21 protein-coding genes are annotated in these 22,742 nt (G+C 41.3%); 12 read left to right on the forward strand and 9 right to left on the reverse strand.

The window, feature by feature from the left end; translation table 11 throughout:
- Positions 1-2 precede the first annotated feature (2 nt).
- The 4 genes from minD to FTU58_RS05255 all read right to left on the reverse strand — a co-directional run bounded on the left by minD (position 3) and on the right by FTU58_RS05255 (position 3,754).
- On the reverse strand, positions 3-815 hold the full coding sequence (minD, locus tag FTU58_RS05240; protein WP_096902697.1) for a septum site-determining protein MinD: 813 nt from the start codon (positions 813-815) through the stop codon (positions 3-5).
- 69 nt (positions 816-884) lie between these two features.
- On the reverse strand, positions 885-1,610 hold the full coding sequence (gene minC / locus FTU58_RS05245; RefSeq protein ID WP_004975296.1) for a septum site-determining protein MinC: 726 nt from the start codon (positions 1,608-1,610) through the stop codon (positions 885-887).
- A gap of 143 nt (positions 1,611-1,753) precedes the next feature.
- On the reverse strand, positions 1,754-2,812 hold the full coding sequence (locus FTU58_RS05250) for a hypothetical protein (RefSeq protein ID WP_004975298.1): 1,059 nt from the start codon (positions 2,810-2,812) through the stop codon (positions 1,754-1,756).
- A 15-nt stretch (positions 2,813-2,827) separates the two neighbouring features.
- Complete coding sequence (locus FTU58_RS05255; RefSeq protein ID WP_104852413.1) at positions 2,828-3,754, reverse strand: acyltransferase; 927 nt, start codon at positions 3,752-3,754, stop codon at positions 2,828-2,830.
- Between the two features lie 256 nt (positions 3,755-4,010).
- On the opposite strand from FTU58_RS05255, the gene FTU58_RS05260 reads away from it, so the two are divergent.
- The 10 genes from FTU58_RS05260 (at position 4,011) to FTU58_RS05305 (ending at position 14,278) form a co-directional block, all read left to right on the forward strand.
- Entirely contained in the window at positions 4,011-4,664 is a 654-nt protein-coding gene (locus tag FTU58_RS05260; RefSeq protein WP_104852412.1) for an OmpA family protein, read from the forward strand.
- Positions 4,665-4,833: 169 nt separating this feature from the next.
- Positions 4,834-6,873: a UvrD-helicase domain-containing protein gene (locus FTU58_RS05265; RefSeq protein WP_154320416.1), complete on the forward strand. Its 2,040-nt coding sequence runs from the start codon at positions 4,834-4,836 to the stop codon at positions 6,871-6,873.
- A gap of 97 nt (positions 6,874-6,970) precedes the next feature.
- Positions 6,971-7,423: a dUTP diphosphatase gene (gene dut / locus FTU58_RS05270; protein ID WP_004975307.1), complete on the forward strand. Its 453-nt coding sequence runs from the start codon at positions 6,971-6,973 to the stop codon at positions 7,421-7,423.
- A gap of 219 nt (positions 7,424-7,642) precedes the next feature.
- Complete coding sequence (locus tag FTU58_RS05275; RefSeq protein WP_004975308.1) at positions 7,643-9,085, forward strand: phosphomannomutase/phosphoglucomutase; 1,443 nt, start codon at positions 7,643-7,645, stop codon at positions 9,083-9,085.
- A gap of 10 nt (positions 9,086-9,095) precedes the next feature.
- The gene (argB, locus tag FTU58_RS05280; protein WP_004975310.1) at positions 9,096-10,001 is read left to right on the forward strand and encodes an acetylglutamate kinase; all 906 of its coding nucleotides are present in this window, start codon (positions 9,096-9,098) and stop codon (positions 9,999-10,001) included.
- 209 nt (positions 10,002-10,210) lie between these two features.
- Positions 10,211-11,011: a GNAT family N-acetyltransferase gene (locus FTU58_RS05285; RefSeq protein WP_168710353.1), complete on the forward strand. Its 801-nt coding sequence runs from the start codon at positions 10,211-10,213 to the stop codon at positions 11,009-11,011.
- Between the two features lie 149 nt (positions 11,012-11,160).
- Positions 11,161-12,009, forward strand: a complete 849-nt coding sequence (locus FTU58_RS05290) for a class II glutamine amidotransferase (protein WP_004975313.1) — start codon at positions 11,161-11,163, stop codon at positions 12,007-12,009.
- 263 nt (positions 12,010-12,272) lie between these two features.
- Positions 12,273-12,728: a bacteriohemerythrin gene (locus tag FTU58_RS05295; protein WP_004975314.1), complete on the forward strand. Its 456-nt coding sequence runs from the start codon at positions 12,273-12,275 to the stop codon at positions 12,726-12,728.
- Between the two features lie 147 nt (positions 12,729-12,875).
- Positions 12,876-13,961, forward strand: a complete 1,086-nt coding sequence (locus FTU58_RS05300; protein ID WP_180062169.1) for a hypothetical protein — start codon at positions 12,876-12,878, stop codon at positions 13,959-13,961.
- Positions 13,958-14,278: an RnfH family protein gene (locus tag FTU58_RS05305; RefSeq protein ID WP_004975319.1), complete on the forward strand. Its 321-nt coding sequence runs from the start codon at positions 13,958-13,960 to the stop codon at positions 14,276-14,278. The genes FTU58_RS05300 and FTU58_RS05305 overlap by 4 nt, the downstream gene beginning before the upstream one ends.
- 56 nt (positions 14,279-14,334) lie before the next feature.
- Here FTU58_RS05305 and FTU58_RS05310 read toward each other — a convergent pair whose 3' ends face one another.
- Positions 14,335-14,733 (reverse strand): outer membrane protein assembly factor BamE, encoded by a 399-nt coding sequence (locus FTU58_RS05310; RefSeq protein ID WP_004975323.1) that lies wholly within the window; start codon positions 14,731-14,733, stop codon positions 14,335-14,337.
- A gap of 118 nt (positions 14,734-14,851) precedes the next feature.
- On the opposite strand from FTU58_RS05310, the gene fur reads away from it, so the two are divergent.
- Positions 14,852-15,289 carry a ferric iron uptake transcriptional regulator gene (gene fur / locus FTU58_RS05315; protein WP_004975325.1) on the forward strand — a complete coding sequence of 146 codons (438 nt, stop codon included), beginning with the start codon at positions 14,852-14,854 and terminating at the stop codon, positions 15,287-15,289.
- A 72-nt stretch (positions 15,290-15,361) separates the two neighbouring features.
- Here fur and FTU58_RS05320 read toward each other — a convergent pair whose 3' ends face one another.
- Together FTU58_RS05320 and FTU58_RS05325 are read right to left on the reverse strand one after the other, a co-directional pair.
- A complete protein-coding gene (locus tag FTU58_RS05320) occupies positions 15,362-16,480 on the reverse strand; it encodes a PilT/PilU family type 4a pilus ATPase (protein WP_004975326.1) in 1,119 nt (372 codons plus the stop codon).
- 21 nt (positions 16,481-16,501) lie between these two features.
- On the reverse strand, positions 16,502-17,539 hold the full coding sequence (locus FTU58_RS05325) for a type IV pilus twitching motility protein PilT (protein ID WP_004975327.1): 1,038 nt from the start codon (positions 17,537-17,539) through the stop codon (positions 16,502-16,504).
- 124 nt (positions 17,540-17,663) lie between these two features.
- Here FTU58_RS05325 and FTU58_RS05330 point away from each other — a divergent pair, with 124 nt between their 5' ends.
- Positions 17,664-18,353, forward strand: a complete 690-nt coding sequence (locus tag FTU58_RS05330) for a YggS family pyridoxal phosphate-dependent enzyme (protein WP_167846204.1) — start codon at positions 17,664-17,666, stop codon at positions 18,351-18,353.
- Positions 18,354-18,713: 360 nt separating this feature from the next.
- Here the strand turns inward: FTU58_RS05330 and FTU58_RS05335 are convergent, their stop codons facing one another.
- A complete protein-coding gene (locus tag FTU58_RS05335) occupies positions 18,714-18,989 on the reverse strand; it encodes a hypothetical protein (RefSeq protein WP_004975329.1) in 276 nt (91 codons plus the stop codon).
- 139 nt (positions 18,990-19,128) lie between these two features.
- The gene (locus tag FTU58_RS05340; protein ID WP_179996952.1) at positions 19,129-22,740 is read right to left on the reverse strand and encodes an AAA family ATPase; all 3,612 of its coding nucleotides are present in this window, start codon (positions 22,738-22,740) and stop codon (positions 19,129-19,131) included.
- Between the last annotated feature and the right edge of the window lie 2 nt (positions 22,741-22,742).

Genomic DNA, 22,742 nt, shown 5'->3' on the forward strand with positions numbered 1-22,742 from the left:
GTCTACGCTCCAAATAACCGTGCTAACCAACCTTTCGGTTTTGTTTCAATATGACGAAACGGACGTTCTTCACCCAAGAAACGTGCAACCAAGTCATCATACGCCTGACCTGCAGCAGCATCGCTATACAGAATGACAGGTTTGCCTTCGTTAGATGCTTGAAGTACGCTCTTACATTCAGGAATAACGCCTAAAGTTGGTACACGTAAAATATCTTTAGAAATGTCGTCAATGGTTAGCATTTCTTGTTTATCGGCACGTTCTGGGTTGTAACGTGTGATACACAAGTGCTTACGCACACGACCTTCGTTTTGTTCTACTTTTTTGGTTTTGCTGTCAAGCATACCAATAATACGGTCAGAGTCACGTACTGAAGAAATTTCAGGGTTGGTCACAATAATCGCTTCATCGGCATGGTACATTGCAAGAATGGCACCGCGCTCAATCCCTGCAGGTGAGTCGCAAATAATGTAATCAAATTCTTGTGCCAACTCATCCATGATACGTGCCACACCTTCATCGGTGAGGGCATCTTTATCACGGGTTTGTGAAGCTGGAAGAATATAAAGGTTTTCGATATCTTTATCGCGAATTAATGCTTGTTGTAAACGCGCTTCATTATTTAATACATTCACAAAATCATAAACAACGCGACGTTCACAACCCATAATTAAGTCAAGGTTACGTAAACCCACGTCAAAATCGATAACAACAGTTTTGTGACCACGTAGGGCTAAACCTGTTGCAAAAGATGCACTTGTAGTGGTTTTACCTACGCCACCTTTGCCTGATGTTACGACAACAATTTTCGCCACCGAATCCACTCCTGTTATGGTTTAAATTCCCCTATATTTTTTCGGGGATTTTTGGTGATTATTTATACATTAAAATTGTAGAGCTTCAAATACAAGCTCTTGGTTATCATTTAAGTAAATATGCACAGGTTTTTTAGTCACATGCTGAGGAATATCGTCCGCCACGCAATACGTGCCTGCAATAGATACCAATTCTGCTTCTAGGGAATGACAGAAAATTCGTGCCGCAATATTCCCGCCCGCGCCGGCAATGACTCTACCACGTACACTACCATAAATATGTATATTTCCTGAAGCAATCACTTCAGAACCGCTGTTGATGCCTGCGGTTAAAATAATGTCGCCCTGATGTTGTACCAAGCATTGACCTGTACGCAAAATTTCATCGTGATAAGACGTAATATGCGCTACAGCAGGTGTAGTTTCAGCAACTTGATTTTCCGTCTGTTGCTGTTCTGCCGCAGGTTCAGGTTTTACTTCAACCACTTGTTCTTTGGTGGCTTTCACTTCCTGCAATGGACGGTCTTGCGGGATGACAGGGAACTGAATAGCACGTGCCTGATCTGCCATAATGCCTTCAGTCACAGCAATTGGCTGTGCTTCTAGGCTAATTAGCAATTGAATTAGCGCAATCAATTCTTGTTCGACTGAACTTTCAATGACCACCAAAACCCCTGGTGGAAATGATTTTTGCAACATTGGGCTTAGTTGCTGGCGGATCGCATCATGATCATTGGTGTCTAAGCTAATGCGAATCGCATTGACCAATCTGCCTTTTATCCGTATGTCAGCCATAATAATTCCTTAACACTTCTAACTTTGCTGGTTGTTGAAGTCATCTTATAAATAGAGCAAATCCTAGAACAAATTGGGTGAATTCTCTAGTTCAGTTACTAAAAATATTTCACATTGTTTTAGCTAAAATTATCGAAAGACCTTTATGAAATATCGTGTTGTTGTCCTTCATTTAAAATTTGTTGCCATTGTTTAACTTTTACTTGTTTGCGAATTGCTTCTAAACTTTCAAATATCGCTGATTCTACTAATTTATCAATATGCTGATTATGTTCAATCTCAATCTGACTAATTTTTTCAGCAATCATTTGATAAGTTGGATTTTGTACTTGTTGATGCTGCTGTGCAAAAGGTTCAATTAAACCTTGGGTGATATTTTCGCCCAATCGTTGTCCGATACTTTGAATTTGCTGTTCAATACGTCCACCGACCAATGGAATCAGGCGCAGCAATTGCGTCAGTTCAGGCGTATCTTCAATGGCTTGATTCACCACCAACCCGACATTTTTCGCAATCATGTGACGCTGCATTTGTAATTCTTTGCCTAAGGATTCCTGCAAAATATCGGCTAGGGCAATCGCGAGTAATTGACGATGATGCTCGACCAAATCATCAATAAATTGTTTGTGAGTGGTACTGGTGGTCAATTCACGTTGCACACCATTAAGTACCGTGAGCACCACACGGCTACTCAGTTCTTCCATTAGCAAGTTGTAGTAAAAGTTGCCGCGTTTATACCAACTGTCTGGAATGACTTTATAGCCATGGCTATGCAGGTTGTAACCAATCGCGATGGCACGTAATAAACGTAAAAAACGCAATTGCGGAATAATTGCAAGAATTTCATACCAGTGAATAAACGGGAAAAACCACCAACGCTGATGATGTTTGAAAATAATTGCAATACCCCAACGCACGCCCAACTCTACAATTAAAAACGTGGTAAACCAGCCTTCGGTAATCACCACCCAAGGGCGCAATTCTGTTCGATAAAACTGTAAAATTTCAGGTAGACGAATAAAATCGAACAACCATTCGCCAAAATCACTCATTAAAATGGCATTGGCACTTAAACAGAACAAGTTAAAGATGATTAAACCCATCAAAAACAAGTCATAAGCCAAGGCAATTTTCCATCCCCATGAATCTTTACGCAGGGGATGAAAAGAGGATTTGATGACAGGTTCTTCAGACTTTTTCATGGCGTACCTGAATGGTTATGCAGTCGGAGCTGCAAGTTTTTGTTGCATGCTTTCAATCAATTGATCTTTTTCCAGCCACAGTTCATGCACCCATTGCTGAAAACGCTCACGATATTCAGCATCATCTTCGTAATTGCCGCCCAACACCCAATCTGGAATATTAATTTTGCGTAAATTCACCGCAATGCGCGGCACCTCACCTAACCAAAACTCGCTATAGCCCGGCACGCCATCTGGGTACACAATGGTCATATCTACCAAGGCATCAATTTGATCACCCAAAATATTCAATGCCAAAGCTAAACCACCAGCTTTTGGCTTTAATAAATGTTGATAAGGCGATTGTTGTTGATCATGTTTTTCTTGGGTAAAGCGTGTGCCTTCTAAATAATTCAGCAGGGTAAAGGGCTGACTTAATAACTGTTGGCAGGCTTTACGCGCTTCTTCCATATCGCGGTCTTTCAGCTCAGGTTTTTTGGCAATTTGTGCTTTGCTGTGACGCTTCATCATTGGGAAGCCTAAAATTTTAAAGGCTTGTCCTACAAAGGGAATAAAGATCAGTTCCCACTTGGTAAAAAAGCGGGTCAATGGCATACGGGTTAAGCCAAAATACTGATTTACTGTGGTATCGACCCAACTTTGATGGTTACAGGTCATGAGATAACGACCTTGCATGCTCAGTTGCAAATCTTCATCAATGCTGATATCCCATTGGGTATTGGGTAATACATGATCAATCAGCCAGTTGTTTACACTGAGCCAACTGTTGGTAATTTGAATATTGGTTTCATCGACCTTACGTGACTGCTTTAACAGTTTGGTTAAGCCCAAAGCCAACACAGGAGGGCCGTGAAAAAATGTACTGCCAGTGATGACTGTACCCACGGTGAGACCTTTTGTGATTTTTTTTAATAAAGGGTGTTTCTTTGCTTGCGATGACATATAAATCAATCCTGAAGATAAATCGTCCAATGCGTCACGTGTTTGTAGATGACTCCAATATAAATGTTGTTTTTAAAATAAAAAAGTGTTGAAGTGAAAGTGTGTAGAAATTGTGATGAAGTTATACCAAGATTTGTACATGATCATGTATATTTGTAAGTAAAAGTTTTTTTATTAACAAAAAATCAATGGTCTAAGTATATTTTTTCATTCAATATTCAGCATATACAACAAAACACAAGTAAGGAGGCATGCCATGCGTGCATTAGCAATTTCGGCAGCAGTCGTAGGGGCAATGGTTTTAACTGGTTGTCAAACGACTGGTAACAACCTTGGTGGTATGGAATATGACAAAACTGCGTTAGGCACAGTAATTGGTGCTGCTGCGGGTTATGGCATCTCTAAAGGTAACGCAAATACAAGCGCACAAAACAACCGTGCTGCAGCGATTGGTGCTGTAGTGGGTGCTGCTGCGGGTGTTTATCTTGACAATAAAGAAAAACAACTTCGTCAACAAATGGCTGGTACAGGCGTAGAAGTAAACCGTAATGCCGATGGTTCTGTTGGCTTGATCATGCCGGGTAACATCACGTTTGATACTAACAAATCAAACATCAAACCAAACTTCTATTCTACCTTGGACAAAGTAGCGCAAACGCTAACCCAAGATAACAAGAGCGGTATTTTGGTAACAGGTTATACTGACAGCACTGGTAACGACGCAATCAACATTCCATTGTCACAAGCACGTGCACAATCGGTTGCAAACTACTTGGCTAGCCGTGGTGTATCAACTTCACGTATTAATGCACAAGGTCACGGTGCTGCAAACCCAATCGCATCGAATGCTACTGCAGAAGGTCGTGAGCAAAACCGTCGTGTAGAAATCAGCATTTATGCAATCCAATAATCTGGCATTGTATAGATTGTAAAGAACCGCCTTCGGGCGGTTTTTTTATGCAAGCAATTTCTAGGGTCTACTCAGCAAATAGACAATGACGTCTAAAGTAGCATTTTAGATTAGTCATCTTTGGCGGAGATGACTATAATCGAGCTCGAACCGAAATAGAGGAAATACTATGACACTGGCAAGTCAGTTAAACGACAAGCAACTTGAAGCGATGAAATACACTCAAGGACCCTTGTTAGTGCTTGCAGGTGCAGGTTCAGGCAAAACTTCGGTGATTACCCGAAAAATTGCCTATTTGGTTAAGCATTGCGGGATTCCTGCGCATCGTATTACAGCGATGACTTTTACCAACAAAGCAGCACGAGAAATGAAAGAGCGTGTGACCAAATTGTTGTCACGTGAAGAAGCTAAAGGATTATCGGTTTCGACTTTCCACACCTTTGGTCTGAATTTATTACGTCTTGAATTAAAACACACGCCGTTAAAAGCCAACTTCTCTATTTTAGATGCCGATGACTGCAAACGTATTCTGATGGATTTAATGCACCGCGATAATTTGTCGGGTGCAGAAAGCAAAGAATTGATTGCCAAAGCCATGAAGATGATTTCAGACTGGAAAAATGATCTGATTGCACCAGAGCAGGCGCATACCACCTGCGAAACGCCAGAAGACATCCAGTTTGCACATTTATATCAACTTTATGAACGTAATTTACGTGCCTATAACGCGGTAGATTTTGATGATTTAATTGTAATGCCGACACGACTTTTGCAAGAAAATGCCGAAGTGCGTGACAAGTGGCAAAACCGTGTTCGTTATTTATTGGTCGATGAGTATCAGGACACCAACACCGCACAATATATCTTGGTGAAATTACTTGTGGGCGTAATGGGGCAGTTCACTGCGGTAGGTGACGACGACCAATCGATTTACGCTTGGCGCGGTGCGAAGCCTGAAAATATGGCCTTGCTGAAAGATGATTTCCCGAATTTAAAAGTGATTAAACTTGAGCAAAACTATCGCTCGACCAGTCGCATTTTAAAAGCGGCCAACACCGTCATTGGCAATAATCCACATATTTTTGACAAAAAACTGTGGTCAGATAAAGGTCATGGTGAAGTGATTCGGGTAATTACATGCCGCAATGATGATGATGAATCAGAACGCGTGGTTAAAGACTTACTCACGCATAAACTGATGAATGGTAAAAGCTGGAAAGATTATGCAATTTTGTACCGAGGGAACTTTCAGGCACGTATTCTGGAAACCCAATTACGTCAAATGCAAATTCCTTACAAGCTTTCGGGGGGGCAGTCATTCTTCGCACGTGCTGAAATCAAAGACATCATGAGTTATTTGCGTCTGATTATTAACCCTGAAGATGACAGCGCATTCTTACGCATTATTAACACGCCTAAACGCGCGATTGGTCCTGTGACTTTGGAAAAACTAGGGCTGTTTGCACAGGAAAACCATTTGTCATTATTGGCTGCTGCAGGTGATCAGCGCCTAACCATGGCAATTCCGAAAAAAGCCACGACGCAGTTGGCAGAGTTTTCAGATTTTATTAGCAATTTTACGCGTAACTTATTGGAAGATGATGAACCTGTGCCAATCATCCGTCAAATGATGCTCGAAGCAGGTTATATCGACTACATTAAAGAGCAAGCAGCTACCCCTGCGCAGGAAAAAACCAAGCTAGATAATATCGAAGTTCTATATAGCAGCATCCAAAGTTTGATTAACCGTGCTGAAGATGTCGATGAAAAGAATATTGAAAGCGTGATTCGTAAAATGGTGCTGCTCGATATGCTCGAACAGCAACAGGAAGAAGAAGACACTGATAAAGTCAATTTACTCACCCTGCATGCGTCCAAAGGCTTGGAATTTCCGTACGTGTATTTGATTGGTTTGGAAGAAGAGCTTTTACCGCATAAAAACTCAATTGTGGCAGATACTGTCGAGGAAGAACGCCGTTTGATGTACGTGGGGATTACTCGTGCACGTCAGGGCTTAACCATTACTTTGGCAGAGCAGCGCAAAGCGGGCGGGCAAATGAAACAAATGACCCCAAGTCGTTTTTTGGATGAATTACCACAAGATGAATTGGAATGGCTCGGACGTAAGAAAAAGTTAGCCGGTGATGTCGATCCGAAATTACAGGCACAGCATTATTTGGAAAATTTACGTGCCTTAATCAAGCGCTAATTTTTTGAAAATACTTAGGGCATTGATGCAAGTACAGCATCAAATGGCACATCGAAAATCGAAAGAAAATTGAAAATTTAAAAACAGGATAAACTTCATGAAAGTTCAAGTTAAAGTCTTAGATTCACGTTTAGGCACAGAATGGCCAATGCCAACTTATGCAACCGCAGGTTCGGCAGGTTTGGACTTACGTGCTTGTGTAGACAGCAGCACCGTGATTGAGCCGGGTCAAACAGTCTTGGTCAAAACAGGTTTAGCGATTTATATTCAAGATACAGGTTTTGCAGGCATGATTTTGCCGCGTTCAGGCTTGGGTCACAAACATGGCATCGTGTTGGGGAACTTGGTGGGTTTGATTGATTCAGATTATCAGGGTGAATTGATGGTTTCGGTGTGGAACCGTAGCCAAACAGCATTTAGCTTAGAACCTGGTGAGCGTTTAGCGCAATACGTTTTGGTTCCTGTGGTACAGGCCAAGTTTGAACAAGTAGATGAATTTGTTGCCACCGAACGTGGTGCAGGTGGTTTTGGGCATACGGGCAAAAACTAAGTTACTTAGGTTTCAGCCTATATCGTTTGGTAAAGTTTTATCTGAAACTTTACCAACAATTCTTGAAAAGTAACGAAAGATGTACTAATAATGACAAGTAAATCACTAGCTCTGATGAGACCATTGCACATCTATTAAAAAATCTAATTAGAATTTTCAAAATATCTCGAGCCAAGATTTATTCACTTTATGTTGGCTCATCTTTGTAGTTGTAAGCCTATGAACAATCCACAAACACTTTTTCCTCAGCATATTTTTCGCGCTTACGACATTCGTGGCAAAGAAACTGTGCTGACCGCGAAATTGGTACACGCCATTGCACAAGGATTGGTGCAACAATATCAACAAGAAAAGCAAACTCAAATTAGTATTGGTTATGATGCGCGTTTAAATAGCCCCGCTTATGCTGAAATTATGCGCCAAGTCTTTCTTGCCCATCAATTTCAAGTGACGATGGTGGGTTGTTGTTCTAGCCCGATGTTGTATTTTATGGCACGACACACGGCAGGCAATGGCATTATGCTTACGGCCAGTCATAATCCAAAATCAGACAACGGCATTAAATGGATTGTGCAGGGCGAACCGCCAACCCCTGAAATGATTCAACACGTGGCACACGATGCAGCGCCATATTATTTAAATACCGATGCAGCACCATCCATCGCCTCACAACACGCCACCAATATTTCACATGAATTTATTGAAGATGCGTGTCAGCAATATCAGCAGGCAATGTTGAACGATATTCAACTGGCGGGCACTTTTAAAGTGGTTTTAGATGGGATGTATGGTTCGGCAGGTCATTGCGCTGCTTTGGTTTTGCAAAAAATGGGCTGTGAGGTGATTGCTTTACGCTGCGAAGCCAATGGTCATTTTCCAGAACATGCACCCGATCCATCACAAGAAAAACACTTACAACATTTAAAAGCTGCGGTGCGTGAACATCAGGCGGACATTGGCATTGCTTTAGATGGCGATGGTGATCGTGTCGTCCTCTTGGATGAACATGCCAATGTGCTTTCAGCAGATCGTTTGCTGTCTTTATTTGCAGAAATGTGTTTAAAAACTCATCCTCAGCATCAAGTGGTGTTTGATGTAAAATGCTCCACTATGGTGCGCAATACCGTGCGTGATTTGGGTGGCGAAGCGGTGATGATTCGCACGGGCAGTACCTTCTTGCGGCGTTATTTGGCGCAGTCGCAAGGCAAGGCTGTGTTCGGTGGCGAATACGCAGGACATTATGTATTCAATGATGGACGTGGTTTTGGCTATGACGATGGTATTTACGCAGCGCTGCGCGTGTTGGAATATTTAAGCCACAGTAATTACAGCAGCCTTTCGGCATTGATGCAGAAATACCCTGAGCGTTGCTGCACTGAAGACACGTATATCAGCACACGGAATATTGAACCGAGTGCGGTTTTAAATGATGTTGAAAGTTCTAGCCATCGCAGTGGTGCAGAATTAAGTAAAATAGATGGTGTAAGACTTGATTTTGAAGATGGATTTGGCATTATTCGAGCATCCAATACAGGCGAATATTTTACGGTGCGTTTTGATGCCGATAATCCATCACGACTGAATGATATTCGCGATACATTTGTTTCCATGTTAAGTGAGCGATACCCTGAAATCGCCCAAGACATTTTAGATGCTCAATAAGGAGAGGCGAATGCCACATCAACAGACTGGTATCGACAAAGCGCAAATTTTGACTGAAGCTTTGCCGTATATTCAACGTTTTGCGGGCAAGACCCTTGTTGTGAAATATGGCGGCAATGCCATGACCGATCCTGAGCTGGAAAGTTCTTTTGCTCGTGATATCGTGTTGTTAAAGACTGTAGGCTTAAACCCGATTGTGGTGCATGGCGGTGGCCCACAAGTGGATTCTATGCTCAAGCAATTGGGACGTGAGTCTGACCGTATTGATGGCATGCGTGTCACCGATCCTACGACTATGGAAGTCGTAGAAATGGTCTTGGGTGGTAGCGTCAACAAATCTATCGTCAATCTGATTAACCAACATGGCGGTCGTGCCATTGGTTTGACGGGTAAAGATGGTAACTTGATTCGCGCACAAAAATTATTGATGCAAAAAACTACTGAAACAGGCGAAGTACAACAAATTGACCTTGGTTTGGTGGGTGAAGTGGTGGGTGTCAAAACCGACGTGTTGGAAATGTTTACCAGCAGCGACTTTATTCCAGTGATTGCACCTTTAGGTGTCGATGATGCAGGCAATACCTATAACATTAATGCCGATTTAGTCGCAGGTAAAGTTGCCGAAGCATTGGGTGCGGAAAAGTTAATTTTGCTGACCAATATTACGGGTGTATTAGACGAAAATAAAAACCTGTTAACTGGTTTGACTACGCAGGAAGTAGATCGTTTAATTGATACAGGCGTGATTTACGGTGGCATGATTCCAAAAGTGGGTTGTGCATTGGATGCAGTTAAAGGCGGTGTAATCAGTGCACATATTGTAGATGGTCGTGTGCCACATGCTACTTTATTGGAAATCTTTACTGATCATGGTGTGGGAACATTAATTACCAACCGTGTCCAAACGCGTAAATAAAACTCTATAAGATGATCCCTAAAAGAGCTTCACAATTGAAGCTCTTTTTTATGTCAAATTTACGGCAAGAAACTGAAATTTTGTTGATTCAGCATCCTTGAAATTGCTTTGCACCTATCCTGCAATCTTAAAATTGTAGTCGCTAAAATCGCGGTCATCATAGTGTCATGCTGCTGTCCTAGTGTAGGAGAAAACATGAGGTATCTATGATGCTACAAAAATTAAATCAGTATCGTCAGCAGTTTAGCTTTCCTATGGTTAAAGTGGGTAAAGCACAGAAAAAAAACAGCAAAGCTACGCAATATGCGTTTGAATGGGTTGAAAATTTAAAGCAACTACAAGAAGTACAGCGCTTTCGTGCACAGCAATTTTCCAAGCAATTTGGCATTGAATTTGAATCGGCTTTAGATCAGGACTTGTACGATTTTGGCTGTGAACACGCCGTACTCAGAGATAAATCTACGGGTGAAATTGTTGCTTATACTCGTTTAAAACTTTGGCAAGGGCATGAGCTAGCCAACAGTTATAGTGCGCACGAGTTTAAAATTATAGATGAGTTAGGGCATCTCTCGAATATTGTCGAAATGGGGCGTACTTGTGTGCATCCACGTTATCGTTCAGGCAAAACACTCTCTATTTTATGGCTGAATTTAGTGCCTAAAGTGTTATGGGAAATGCGTGCCAAACACATGATTGGCTGTGTCAGTATTCGTTTGGAAGGTAATGAAGCACGCGCGTATCATACCCATCAAGCGATTCAACAATTGGCAGAAAATCAACGCTGCGATATTCAGTCACAGCAGCCGTTTGAGCCAAGTTGTCCAAGTCATAGCTTTAGCCAAGATGAACGAATACCTAAACTGTTTGATGTTTATCTGAAAATGAATGCTAAGCTGTCTGAGCAAGCATTTTATGACCGTGAGTTTAACTGTCTAGATTATTTTGTTTTGTTAGATGTGAAACAAATGGCGAAACATTTTATTCGCCAAAAGAAAGTGAAAGCATCTTAACTAGAATAATTAAGCAGAGATTTCTACAGCACTGCATATCTATGAAGTGGTACTGTAGAAATCTATTTATATTTTTCAGATTTGAATTATCCACATGGCTGATGCACAATAATCAGATAATTTCATTATTTGTATAAAGATAAGGCCTTATGTGTCAGTTGCTTGGAATGAATTGTGCGACACCTACCGATATTACCTTTTCATTTCGGGGATTTTCGCAGCGCGCAGGAATCACCTCAGATCATTCTGATGGCTTTGGCATTGCTTTTTTTGAAGATAAAGCTTGCCGTTTATTTGTCGATAACCAGTCTGCAGTGGAGTCACCCATTGCAGAATTGATCCGTAACTATCCCATCAAATCGCGTAATGTGATTGCCCATATTCGTAAAGCGACACAAGGCAAAATTAATTTAGAAAATTCACATCCGTTTAGTCGTGAGTTGTGGGGACGCCAGTGGATTTTTGCCCATAATGGTGATTTACATGACTTTCATCCACGTTTATCAGGTCGTTTTACCCCTGTGGGCAATACCGACAGTGAACGTGCATTTTGTTATTTGTTAGATCAATTGGTAAATCATTTTGGTTATGATGAACCGAGCCTGACGCAAATTTTTGACTTGTTAGCCGAAATTTCTCCTAAAATTGCAGAACATGGCACTTTTAATTTTTGTTTGTCCAATGGTCAGGCATTATTTAGTTATGCGGTGACCAAATTACATTGGTTGGTGCGTGCTTATCCATTTCAGCCTGCACAATTAATTGATTTAGATGTTGAGGTTGATTTTAGCCAAGTCACCACAGCAGAGGATTGTGTGGCAGTGATTACCACTGAACCCTTGACTCAAAATGAAACATGGACAGCATTTCAGCCAGGTGAAATGATTTTATTTCAACATGGACGCCCAATTAAAACCCAAATGACACATATTGCGCGTTTGGAACGTGAGCGTTTAAATCCTGAATTAAGACGGATCACCAAAGCGGATCAATACTAATTTATACGGGTATGTGTGGTTGAAAAATATTCATTTTATTATTGTATAATTCAATTAAATCAAGAATGAAAATGTATAAATTGGTTAATTAATAATTGATTCTTTTAGTCGGGTATTTTTGTTAAAATTTATTTAAATCAATGTCTTGTGTTGTTTTTGTGCGATTTAAACCAATCCCTACCAATTCGCTTCATTTTTATTTATGGGAAATACGGCTACCATTCCGCAATGTGATTAATCATTTATTTCTGTAAGGTGGTCGTATGAAGATGAAATGGGTTCCAGAATACAATACTGGTATCGATGTGATTGACGATCAGCATAAACGTATCCTCGATTATATTAATGAAATTGTTGAAATTAGCGATGGTACAGATCGAGCACGTGTAAAGCAGATTTTAGATAATATTATTGATTACACCCAGTCGCATTTTACGTTTGAAGAATCATTACAAGAAGAAGCGGGTTATAAATACCGCGTACCACATAAACGTGTGCATGATTTATTCATTAAAAAAATTGAGTCTTATCGCGATCGTTATGAAATGGGACAATCCATTGAAGGCGAATTGCATGAAGTCTTATCAAAATGGTTAATTAATCATATTCAACACGATGACGCCGATTATGTTGGTGCTGTGAAAGAGAATATGATGGGCATTATTAAGGAAAATGAGAAGAAGAAAGGTAAAGGTTGGTTCGCTCGTTTCTTCTCATAAGTCTGAAGCCATAAAAAATGAAAGAATAAAAATTATAAATTTGCGCAGCAAACTGTCTAACGATAGTTTGCTTTTTTCTTTTTTGAGGTTTTGCTTTTCCTTGATGACAAAGGCAAAATAGCCGTAGATTTTTATTAGGACAGCGTCATGCAGGACAATGCTATGTCACGATGGTTATCGCCGCTGATGGCATTTGGTTTATCATTCATTATTATTGCCACACTCGCACCAATGACAGGTATTCAGGTTGAGCGCCAGCTCGACTTTTGGTTGTTGTGGTTAGCAACCATGCTGATTTTGGCATTACCGATTACTTATTTGGAAATTGCCTTAGCCAAACGCTCAAAAACGACAGCATTACAAGCACTTTCAAGTTTAACCCGTGATGCCGATGCTTCTCAAAAATGGCGTTTGGTGGGCTGGCTTGCAGTGGTGTTCATTCCATTTTTAGCAGGCGGTTTGTTGTCTAATGCTGCGCAAATTTTAAATCAATATGCCGCTGCAGACTTGGCTAGTCATGTCTTATTTGTGATTGTGGCTATTTTCGCACTGGCATTGTCATTAGTGCCGCGTCAAATTTTATTGCTATGTACCGCTGTTGCTGTTGTGGCGGCTTTGGTTTTATCGATGGTGATGGGTTCAGAACTCCCTGCATGGCAAGTCACCTCAATTGAGTTTAGCGAATGGGGCAGTGCAACCGTTTTGGCTTTGGTGGCCAGTGGTTTAGGCATGGGCTTGTACTGGCAAACTAGTTTGCCGCAAGTACAGCAACAATCTGCAGCAACTTCAACGGTATTGCCAATTTGGATTGCTCAGCTATTGGCAGTCGTTGCTTTTGCATTCTTTGCCGTGCAAGCACAAATTCCAGCATTGGCTTTGGTGGTGGCAACTGTTGCAGCAGCAGCGGTTTTATTACAATTGGCACGTGAACAATTGGCACAACGTCAAATGGTGGTTGCGATTCAGTGGGTTGTATTGATTGCAGCAACTTTGGCTTGGGCAATTCCTGCCATTAGTCCTGTATTTAATTTTGCCTTATTGCTTTGGGGCTTAGTTATTTGTTTGATTTACGCTATTTTTGCAGGCTGGATTATGAAAATCAGCCATTTGCGTAAAGCCATGAACTTTAGCAGTGAAGCCTTTTATAACATTTGGCGTATTGCGGTACGTGTGGTGTTACCTGTATCTATCGTAGTGGCGATGGTGGCGTTAATTGGACAGTGGATCGCATGAGTCAAATGGCGCAGGTTTGGGTGGCGTATGCCACACCCGAACAACAATGGCATGTGGCTGTCGCATTTCAGCAGGGCATGACTGTACTGGATGCAATTCAGCAGAGTGGACTTGTGACAGCAACGACTTTACCTGAACCGTTGATGCTGGGTATTTTTGGTGTACGGGTTGAGCCGCAGCATGTATTACAAGCAGGTGATAGGGTTGAGATTTATCGTGCTTTGACCATTAACCCGAAAGATATTCGTCGTAAACGTGCCGCAAAGAACCCAGTAGGGCGTTATGCCAAAAGCAATCGCTTGAGACAATTGCAATGATTTAAAAAACCCCTCAGATGAATTTCAGTGAGGGGTTTCTTTTTATTCTAAAGCGGCTATAGTGGTGGCGCGTTGAGAATCGCTTCTTTCGATCCTGGTAGGCCTGGTTGAGATTCTGGAATCGTTTCCAATCCTTCAACTTTTTCTACAATACCATTTTGATTGAAAAAGATTTTCAAATGCTGACCATGCGCGGCAGGGATCTTGGCTTTTTTAGCATAAGTTCCTGGGATATAGTTGTAAATGTAGTCCCAACGTAATGGATTCATCGGGTCGGCGATGGTAGGACTGCCCAGCAAAAAGCGGACTTGTTGATGACTCATACCGACTTGGACTTTAGACGCTTGAGCTTGGGTTAAAGGTGTACCCTGTGGAATATCGACTTTATAAACGCCCAAGGTCGAACAGCCTGCGAGCAGTGAAGTGACCAATAACGTCAACATGATTTTTTGCATTTTGCTACACTATCCCAAATTAATTATGATGCATTTGATCTTGATCCAGTGTTAGATCATACTGCATCTTAACTTTGTTGCATATTCCAACTTTAATTTTGTTGAGAGACCTTTTTTCATGCCTATTTCAAATCAAGAATTACGCAAAGCTGGACTTAAAGTTACCCTTCCACGAATTAAAATCTTAGAATTATTGGAAAATTCAAAACAACATCATTTAAGTGCAGAAGATATCTACAAAACTTTACTCGATCAGGGTGAAGATGTGGGTTTAGCAACTGTGTATCGTGTGTTAACACAGTTTGAAGCTGCAGGCATTATTGAGCGTCATAATTTTGAGAACAATCATTCTGTGTTTGAAATCATGCAGGAAGATCACCACGACCACTTAGTTTGCTTGAACTGTAGCAAAGTGGTTGAATTTATTAATGATACTATTGAAAAAGAACAGCATGATGTGGCAGAGAAATTTGGTTTTGAGCTCACAGGGCACTCGCTGAATTTATATGGTTATTGTGATGCGCCAGAATGTCGTGAAGCGTTGCGCAAGAAATAATTTGCTGTAGGTATAAAAAATAGGCTTCCGTATGGAAGCCTATTTTGTTTGTGTTTAAGCATTGTTGCGAAGTTATTGCCCATCGAAGGTAATATTCGAGGTTGCATGTAACAAACGCTCGCCACCTTCTTCTGATAATTTGATTTGTAGACGCAAATCGTTTGGCGAGTCGGCGTGTTTAAGTGCGTCTTTGTAGCTAATTTGCTTGGCTTTATAGAGGTCGTATAAAGCTTGGTCAAAGGTTTGCATGCCCAATTCGCGAGAACGCTTCATTAGGTCTTTAATTTCGTGCACATCACCTTTACGGATTAAATCTGCAATTAATGGTGAGTTAATTAAAATTTCAATCGCAGCACGACGTGAGTTGCCATCTATGGTTGGAATTAATTGCTGTGCCACAATCGCTTTCAGGTTTAGCGACAAATCCATGAACAACTGGTTATGTCGGTCTGCTTCAAAGAAGTGAATAATACGGTCAATTGCTTGGTTAGCGTTGTTGGCGTGCAGGGTGGCAAATACCAAGTGACCTGTTTCGGCAAAGGCAATTGCATAATCCATGGTTTCGCGGGAACGAATCTCACCAATCAGAATTACATCAGGCGCTTGACGCAAGGTATTTTTTAATGCGATTTCAAAGGAGTCGGTATCAATCCCGACTTCACGCTGGGTAATAATACAGCCTGCATGTTCATGCACAAATTCAATCGGGTCTTCAATGGTAATGATATGACCTTTGGAATTTTGGTTGCGGTAACCAATAATAGACGCTAAAGAGGTCGATTTACCTGTACCTGTCGCACCTACAAAAATGATGATGCCACGTTTGGTCATCGCCAAATCTTTGAGAATAGGTGGCAGTTTCAAGTCATCCATGGTCGGGATTTTGGTTTCAATCCGACGGAGTACCATGCCCGGCTCATCACGTTGTTGGAATGCGCTGACACGGAAACGTGCTGTTTTTTCACGGTTGGTAATCGCAAAGTTACATTCACGGGTTTCGGCAAATTCCTTGCGCTGTTTTTCACTCATAATTGAGTTAAGCAGCTGACCGACAATTTCACCTGTAAGTTTACTTTTGGCTACAGGCACAATTTGTCCATGAATTTTCATGGAAGGTTCAACATCGGCTGTAATAAACAAGTCAGACGCTTTTTGCTGAATCATTAAATTCAGTAAATCATTAAAGTCCATCGCGTATCTCGAATTTTAAACTTATAAGAATGATTCAGGCTGTTTTGCAACCGTACGAGCCGTTTGTGGGCTAATCACACCGCGCGATACCAAGTTTTTCAAACTCTGGTCAAGGGTGGTCATACCGTAGTTGGCACCAGTCTGAATTGCCGAGTACATTTGAGCTACTTTGTTTTCACGAATCAGGTTACGCACTGCAGGAATACCAATCATGATTTCATGCGCAGCTACACGACCACCACCATTTTTCTTGAGCAGGGATTGTGAAATGACGGCTTGTAAAGATTCAGACAACATGGCACGTACCATGTCTTTTTCTTCGGCAGGGAATACGTCAATCACACGGTCAATGGTTTTTGCTGCAGAGGTGGTGTGTAGCGTACCAAATACCAAGTGACCCGTTTCAGCAGCAGTCAGTGCCAAACGAATGGTTTCTAAGTCACGCATCTCACCAACTAGAATAATGTCAGGGTCTTCACGCAGTGCCGAACGTAATGCTTCGTTAAAGCCATGCGTATCACGGTGTACTTCTCGTTGGTTAACCAAACATTTTTTAGATTGGTGTACAAATTCGATTGGGTCTTCGACGGTCAGAATATGGTCGTAGCGATTGTCATTAATAAAGTCAATCATCGCGGCAAGTGTGGTTGATTTACCTGAACCTGTTGGGCCTGTCACCAATACCAAACCACGTGGATATTCACAAATATCTTTAAAGATTTGTCCCATGCCTAAATCTTCAAGGGTCAAAACTTTAGAAGGAATGGTACGGAATACTGCACCTGCACCACGGTTTTGGTTAAATGCGTTCACACGGAAACGAGCCACGCCTGGGACTTCAAAAGAAAAGTCCGTTTCTAGATTTTCTTCATAATCACGACGTTGTTTATCATTCATAATGTCGTACACTAATTTGTGTACTTCTTTATGTTCTAATGCTGGTAAGTTAATTCGACGAATTTCACCATCCACACGAATCAGTGGTGGCATGCCCGCAGATAAGTGTAAATCCGAAGCGCCGTTTTTAGCGGAGAACGCCAATAATTCTGTAATATCCATGAAAGTCCCCGAGATCAATTAAATCTTAATTATTTTGATAGAATAATACGGCTTTCCATCAGCTTAACCAACTGTTAGTTGCTGGACAAGGTAAAAAAAGATGAATGAAATGAGAAATGCATCAATGAATAATCTGCAGCTTATGCGCACTCAGGTTTTGCAACAAATTCAACAGGCATGCCAGTTGGCACAGCGCGAGCCAAATACGGTGCAATTGTTGGCAGTGTCTAAGACTCATCCGAGTGAAGCCTTGCGTGAAATGTATGTGACAGGGCAGCGCGCTTTTGGCGAAAATTATTTGCAAGAAGCTTTGGATAAAATGCAGGCCCTGAGTGATTTAGAAATTGAATGGCACTTTATTGGGCATGTGCAGCGCAATAAAACCAAACATTTGGCAGAAAAATTTGCATGGGTGCATGGGGTAGATCGTTTGATTATTGCCGAGCGTTTATCGAATCAGCGCGATGCTCAACAAGTGCCCCTGAATATTTGTTTACAAGTAAATATTGATGCGCAAGACACGAAGGATGGTTGTCAGCCGAGCGAAGTTGCAGAATTAGTCCGACAGATCAGCCAATTACCGCATTTAAAACTACGCGGTTTGATGGTGATTCCTGCACCTGATCATCCTCAAGCTTTTCAAGATGCCAAACAATTGTTTGATGCAGTGAAAGCACAACATGCACAACCTGAAGATTGGGATACTTTGAGTATGGGGATGTCGGGCGATTTAAATGCCGCAATTGCAGCAGGTTCAACTATGGTACGGATTGGTACAGCATTGTTTGGCGCACGTGACTATTCCAAGGCTTAATTGCTAGATGAACAAAGAATCTGCCAAGATTTTGCAAACATTATCTTGTACGTTTTGGCTGACATGAAATGCGGAATTTTGCGGCTAGTGCTGAAGGTTGGATTTTCTTAATATGAACTTATCGGGAATCAGGGAGTTTCCTAAATAAGAAGAATAAGAAATAGAACAACACGGAAGTGCTTGGTACGACAGGAGTTATACCAAAAAATGAATCTAGAAAGCCTCGACAGGATGTCGAGGCTTTTTTAGTTATGTATGCTGTAAAGCTGTCAAAGTTTTGGCTTGTGTAGATTATTTTTAATGACCTTCACTATTTTTAGAAAGCGCCACTTCCGTCCAGTAAATAGGTGAAGTAGACATTCAAGATTTATTTTCTATCCAGATTCGAATACGGGCAATCAGTAAAAATAGCAAAAAACAGAACTGAAAGAAGCCTGTGAAAATGATGGTCCAACCGCTATTTCCAGGTGTTTTTCTTGCATCCAACTCAATGACTAAAGTGCAGACGGTGAGAATGATTTCAAAAATTAAAACCGCTTTAAAAACCCAAGGTTTAGGGAAACGTATTAACCATGTGAGAAAAATAATACTTAAACTGGGCAATACAGCAAAGAGAATAATCGTTTTTATATCCATAAAATTAAGTACTTAAAGTGTGGGTGATTTTAAAATAAATTCAATACAACTTCATGGAAGCCTAAAATCTGAAATCTCACAGTCATCTCAATAATTCTTCAATCGACAAATAATCTTCAGATTTTAGGCAGTATTGGCTTTAACCCACCACATTGACTTCACTTGCCCCTGCACCCACTGGTTTGACTTGAATTTGCACAGGAATTCGTTCGTGCATTTCCTGAATATGCGAAATCAGCACCACTTTACGTCCCTGACTTTGCAGATGGTCTAAGGCATTCATCACCATGTGCAAGGAAGTCGGGTCGAGAGTGCCAAAGCCTTCATCAATAAATAGCGATTCCAGTTTCATTGAGCCAGATGCCATATTGGCAATTGCTAGTGCCAAAGCTAAAGAAACCAAAAAGGTTTCGCCACCCGATAAAGACAGAACAGGGCGAATTTCACTGTTCATATCTAAATCAATAATCGCTAACCCCAAACTGTCTGGAATACGATGCAATTGATAACGCGAACTCAGTGGTAGCAATTGCTGATTGGCGTATTCCACCAAAATATCCAAGTGATGTTCTTGGGCAATTTTCTTAAATTTTGTCCCTTCTTTATGCCCAATTAAATCGTAAATACGTCCCCAACGATATTCTTCAGCTTTGATATTTTCAATTTGAGTTTGATAGGTAGCAAAAATCCCTTGATTGGTGCTATTCAGGCGTAGCTGTGCCTCAATCTCATTATAGTTTTGCTGTTGTTTGGCTTTGTCTGTTTGCAGCGCTGCCAGTTGCGTGGTGACCTCGTCAAAACTCAGTTGTGGCTGTTGCTTTAAGTGTTTTTGATATTGCTCTTCCAATGTTTGCCAAGCCGTTTTAGCACTCTCCAAACTGTTTTGTTGTTGCTGCAGCATGTTGCGTATTTGCTGATGTTCGGCATAAGAAATCTGTAAACATTTATCAATGATGCTGGCTTGAAAATGCGTGTGTGTCGCTTGCCACGTTGCAATGTGTTGCTGACATTCAGTGTGTTGCTGCATGCGCTGTTGAATTCTACTATCCAAACCATGTTTTTGCAGTTGTAAGTCTTTTAACACCTGTTCTGCTTGATTAAGTACAGTTCGTTGTGTGCTAAGTGCAAGATTGAGTTGCTGTTGTTGCTGATCTAAAGCCTGCTGCCATTCTTGATAGGTCTGATATTCACATCCCGCATGAGTTCTTGTAAGCTGCTTAATTTGATCACGCAGCTCACTTCCTGCAGTTTTAATCTGCTGCAGTTGTAGGGTTTTCTCTGCATGTTGCTGTTGTAAAAATAGCAACTTTTCTTGCACTTGCTGCTGTTGTTGAGTCAGTTGTTCAATCGTTTTGCTCAGTTGAACTTGCTGCTGCTGCAAGTGATGACGTTGCTCTAACTGTTGTAAGGCATTTTGATAGTATTCAATCGGTTGATTGAGCCAAGCGTGTCTTTGTTCTGCATCTAAAAGCGACAAAATAGGCTGTAAACGCTGAGCGAGGTCTTGGCGTTGTTGAATAGCATATTTGAGTTGTTCTGCCTGCTGTGCAGCATTGCGCCATTGTTTCAGGGTATCGTTTGCTTGTTGAATACTCTGCTGCAAGTGTTGAGTGGATTGATGTGTTGTTGCCCAATGTTGCTGTACGTGTTCAATTTGCTTTGCAACAGGCAGCGCTGCATCCAAATCTAAAGATAAGGATGTTGCAAGCTGTTGCACCAATGTCTGTTGTTGTTCAAGTTGCTGTTGCAGTTCAAGACTGCGTTGTTGTTGTTGATGATAAGTTGCATCGTATTGACTGCGAGCACGCTCCAATTGTTGTAGCTGTTTTTGCGCATGCTCAAATTCAGTTTTGGCCTGCTGCAATTGCTGATCCTGCAATTGGTTTAAAGCGTCACTGAGTAAATTTTCATGCTGAATAAACGGATGTTCATGGCTGCCGCAGACCATACAGGCTTCATTCGGTTTTAATTGGGCACGTAAATCCTGCACACTTTGATGCTGCAATAAACGCTGCTGTTCAAAGATCTGCTGTAATTGTTGCAAGGCTTGTTCAGTAATTTGCACTTGCTGCTGTTGGGTTTGAATTTGAGTCTGTGTCTGCTGTTGCAGACTTAAAGTTTCTTGCTGACGCTGTTGTAACTGCTCAAATAGGGTGGTCTGTTGTTGCCATTGTTCAAGTGCCTGTTGCAAGCGCTCTAAAACATGCACACTCTTTAAAGCATGTTGTAATTGCTGTTGCTCTGCCGTGAGTTGCTGCTCAAGTTGTTCAGGATGTTGATATTGTTTTTCCCAAACCAACAGTTGTTGCTGTGTATGTTGTTGTTGCTCAATTAAAGTATCTAATGCAGATTGGAACAGCGTAGGGTTTTGCTGACGTAGCTGCTGTTCAAGCTGCAAATAATCTTGCAGACGTTGCAACGTAAGGGCTAAATTATCATCAAAATTTGCCCATGCCGCAGTCTGTTTGAATTGCTGTTGTAAATGTTGCTGTTGTTGTTGCTCGGTTGCAAGTTGAGTCGTCAGTTGCTTCAAATTATTTTGCACAGGCTGAATTTGCTGCTCTGCAAATAATTTTTGTGCAGCATCCAAAGCGGTATATTGTTGAAGTTTGCTAGAAATTTCATGTTGTAACTGTGCCGCAATTTCAAGTTGTGGTTTCAATTGTTCAACATGCTGCTGCCATGCCTGAAGGTCTTTTTCCGCTTGCTGTTGCTGACTAATCGCTTGCTGTTGTGCGTATTCCGCTTGTTGCAAGTTTGGTTCAAATTTCAAAAGCTGCTGATTCAGATTTTTTAGCTCGGTATCTGCTTGCTGACGCAAGACAAATTGCTCGCGGATGGTTTGAAATTCATCTAAATGTTTGAGCAATTGTTTTTGAGAGGCGAGTTTAAGATCGGCATCGACTTGAACATCATATATTTCTTTTTTAGCTTGGGTGCTGGCATAGAGTTCATGGCAATCTTTGTGCCATTTCACATCATTTTCATACAGTTTTTCGGTTTGGGTCAGCAAAGCTAATTGTTGACTTAGGTCATGTTGTTGGGTTTCTAAGTCTTTTAGTGTTTCATCGCTGAGGAGCACCACATGCCCCATGACATTTTCAAGATCTGTTCGCTTTTGTTTAATTTCACTAAATTTAACGGCTGCACGTTTACTGACTTCGGTAAAAATTTGCGAATTGGTTAAATATTCAAGTAAATCTGCCCGTTCATGGTCTTTGGCTTTTAAAAATGCCCCAACTTCCGATTGTGCCAATAATACTGCGCGTGTGAATTGCTCAAAACTAAGGCCAATCAACTGCTCTACAATTGGCGTAGCTTCAGAAATTCTTTGATTTAAAACCCGTTGTTCATCTAAGCAGGTGATGGCACGTTCAACTTTTAAGTTCCCATCCACTTTATTGTGCGCACGGCGAATTTGCCAACGTGCCGAATAGCGTTTTTGATCAAGCGCGATAAATTCAAGTTCTGCAAAGCCAGAAGTCGTACCACGACGTAAAATATGTTTAGAATCTTTTAAGGAAATTTCTTTGCCTGCGGTATCGGTCAGGCTGCCTGTTGCACCTCTCAAACGTGGAATTTCGTCATAAAGTGCCAAACACATGGCATCCAGCAAAGTCGATTTGCCTGCACCAGTTTTGCCCGTAATTGCAATTAAACCTGCCTGTGCCAGTGGCTCATCTTCAAAATTGATGACATGCGTGCCTGCCAAAGATGCCAAATTATTTAAACTTAAACGTAAAATTTTCATGG

Origin of the sequence: Acinetobacter sp. YH12120, assembly GCF_013418795.1 — a bacterium.
In the GTDB taxonomy this organism is placed as follows: domain Bacteria; phylum Pseudomonadota; class Gammaproteobacteria; order Pseudomonadales; family Moraxellaceae; genus Acinetobacter; species Acinetobacter towneri.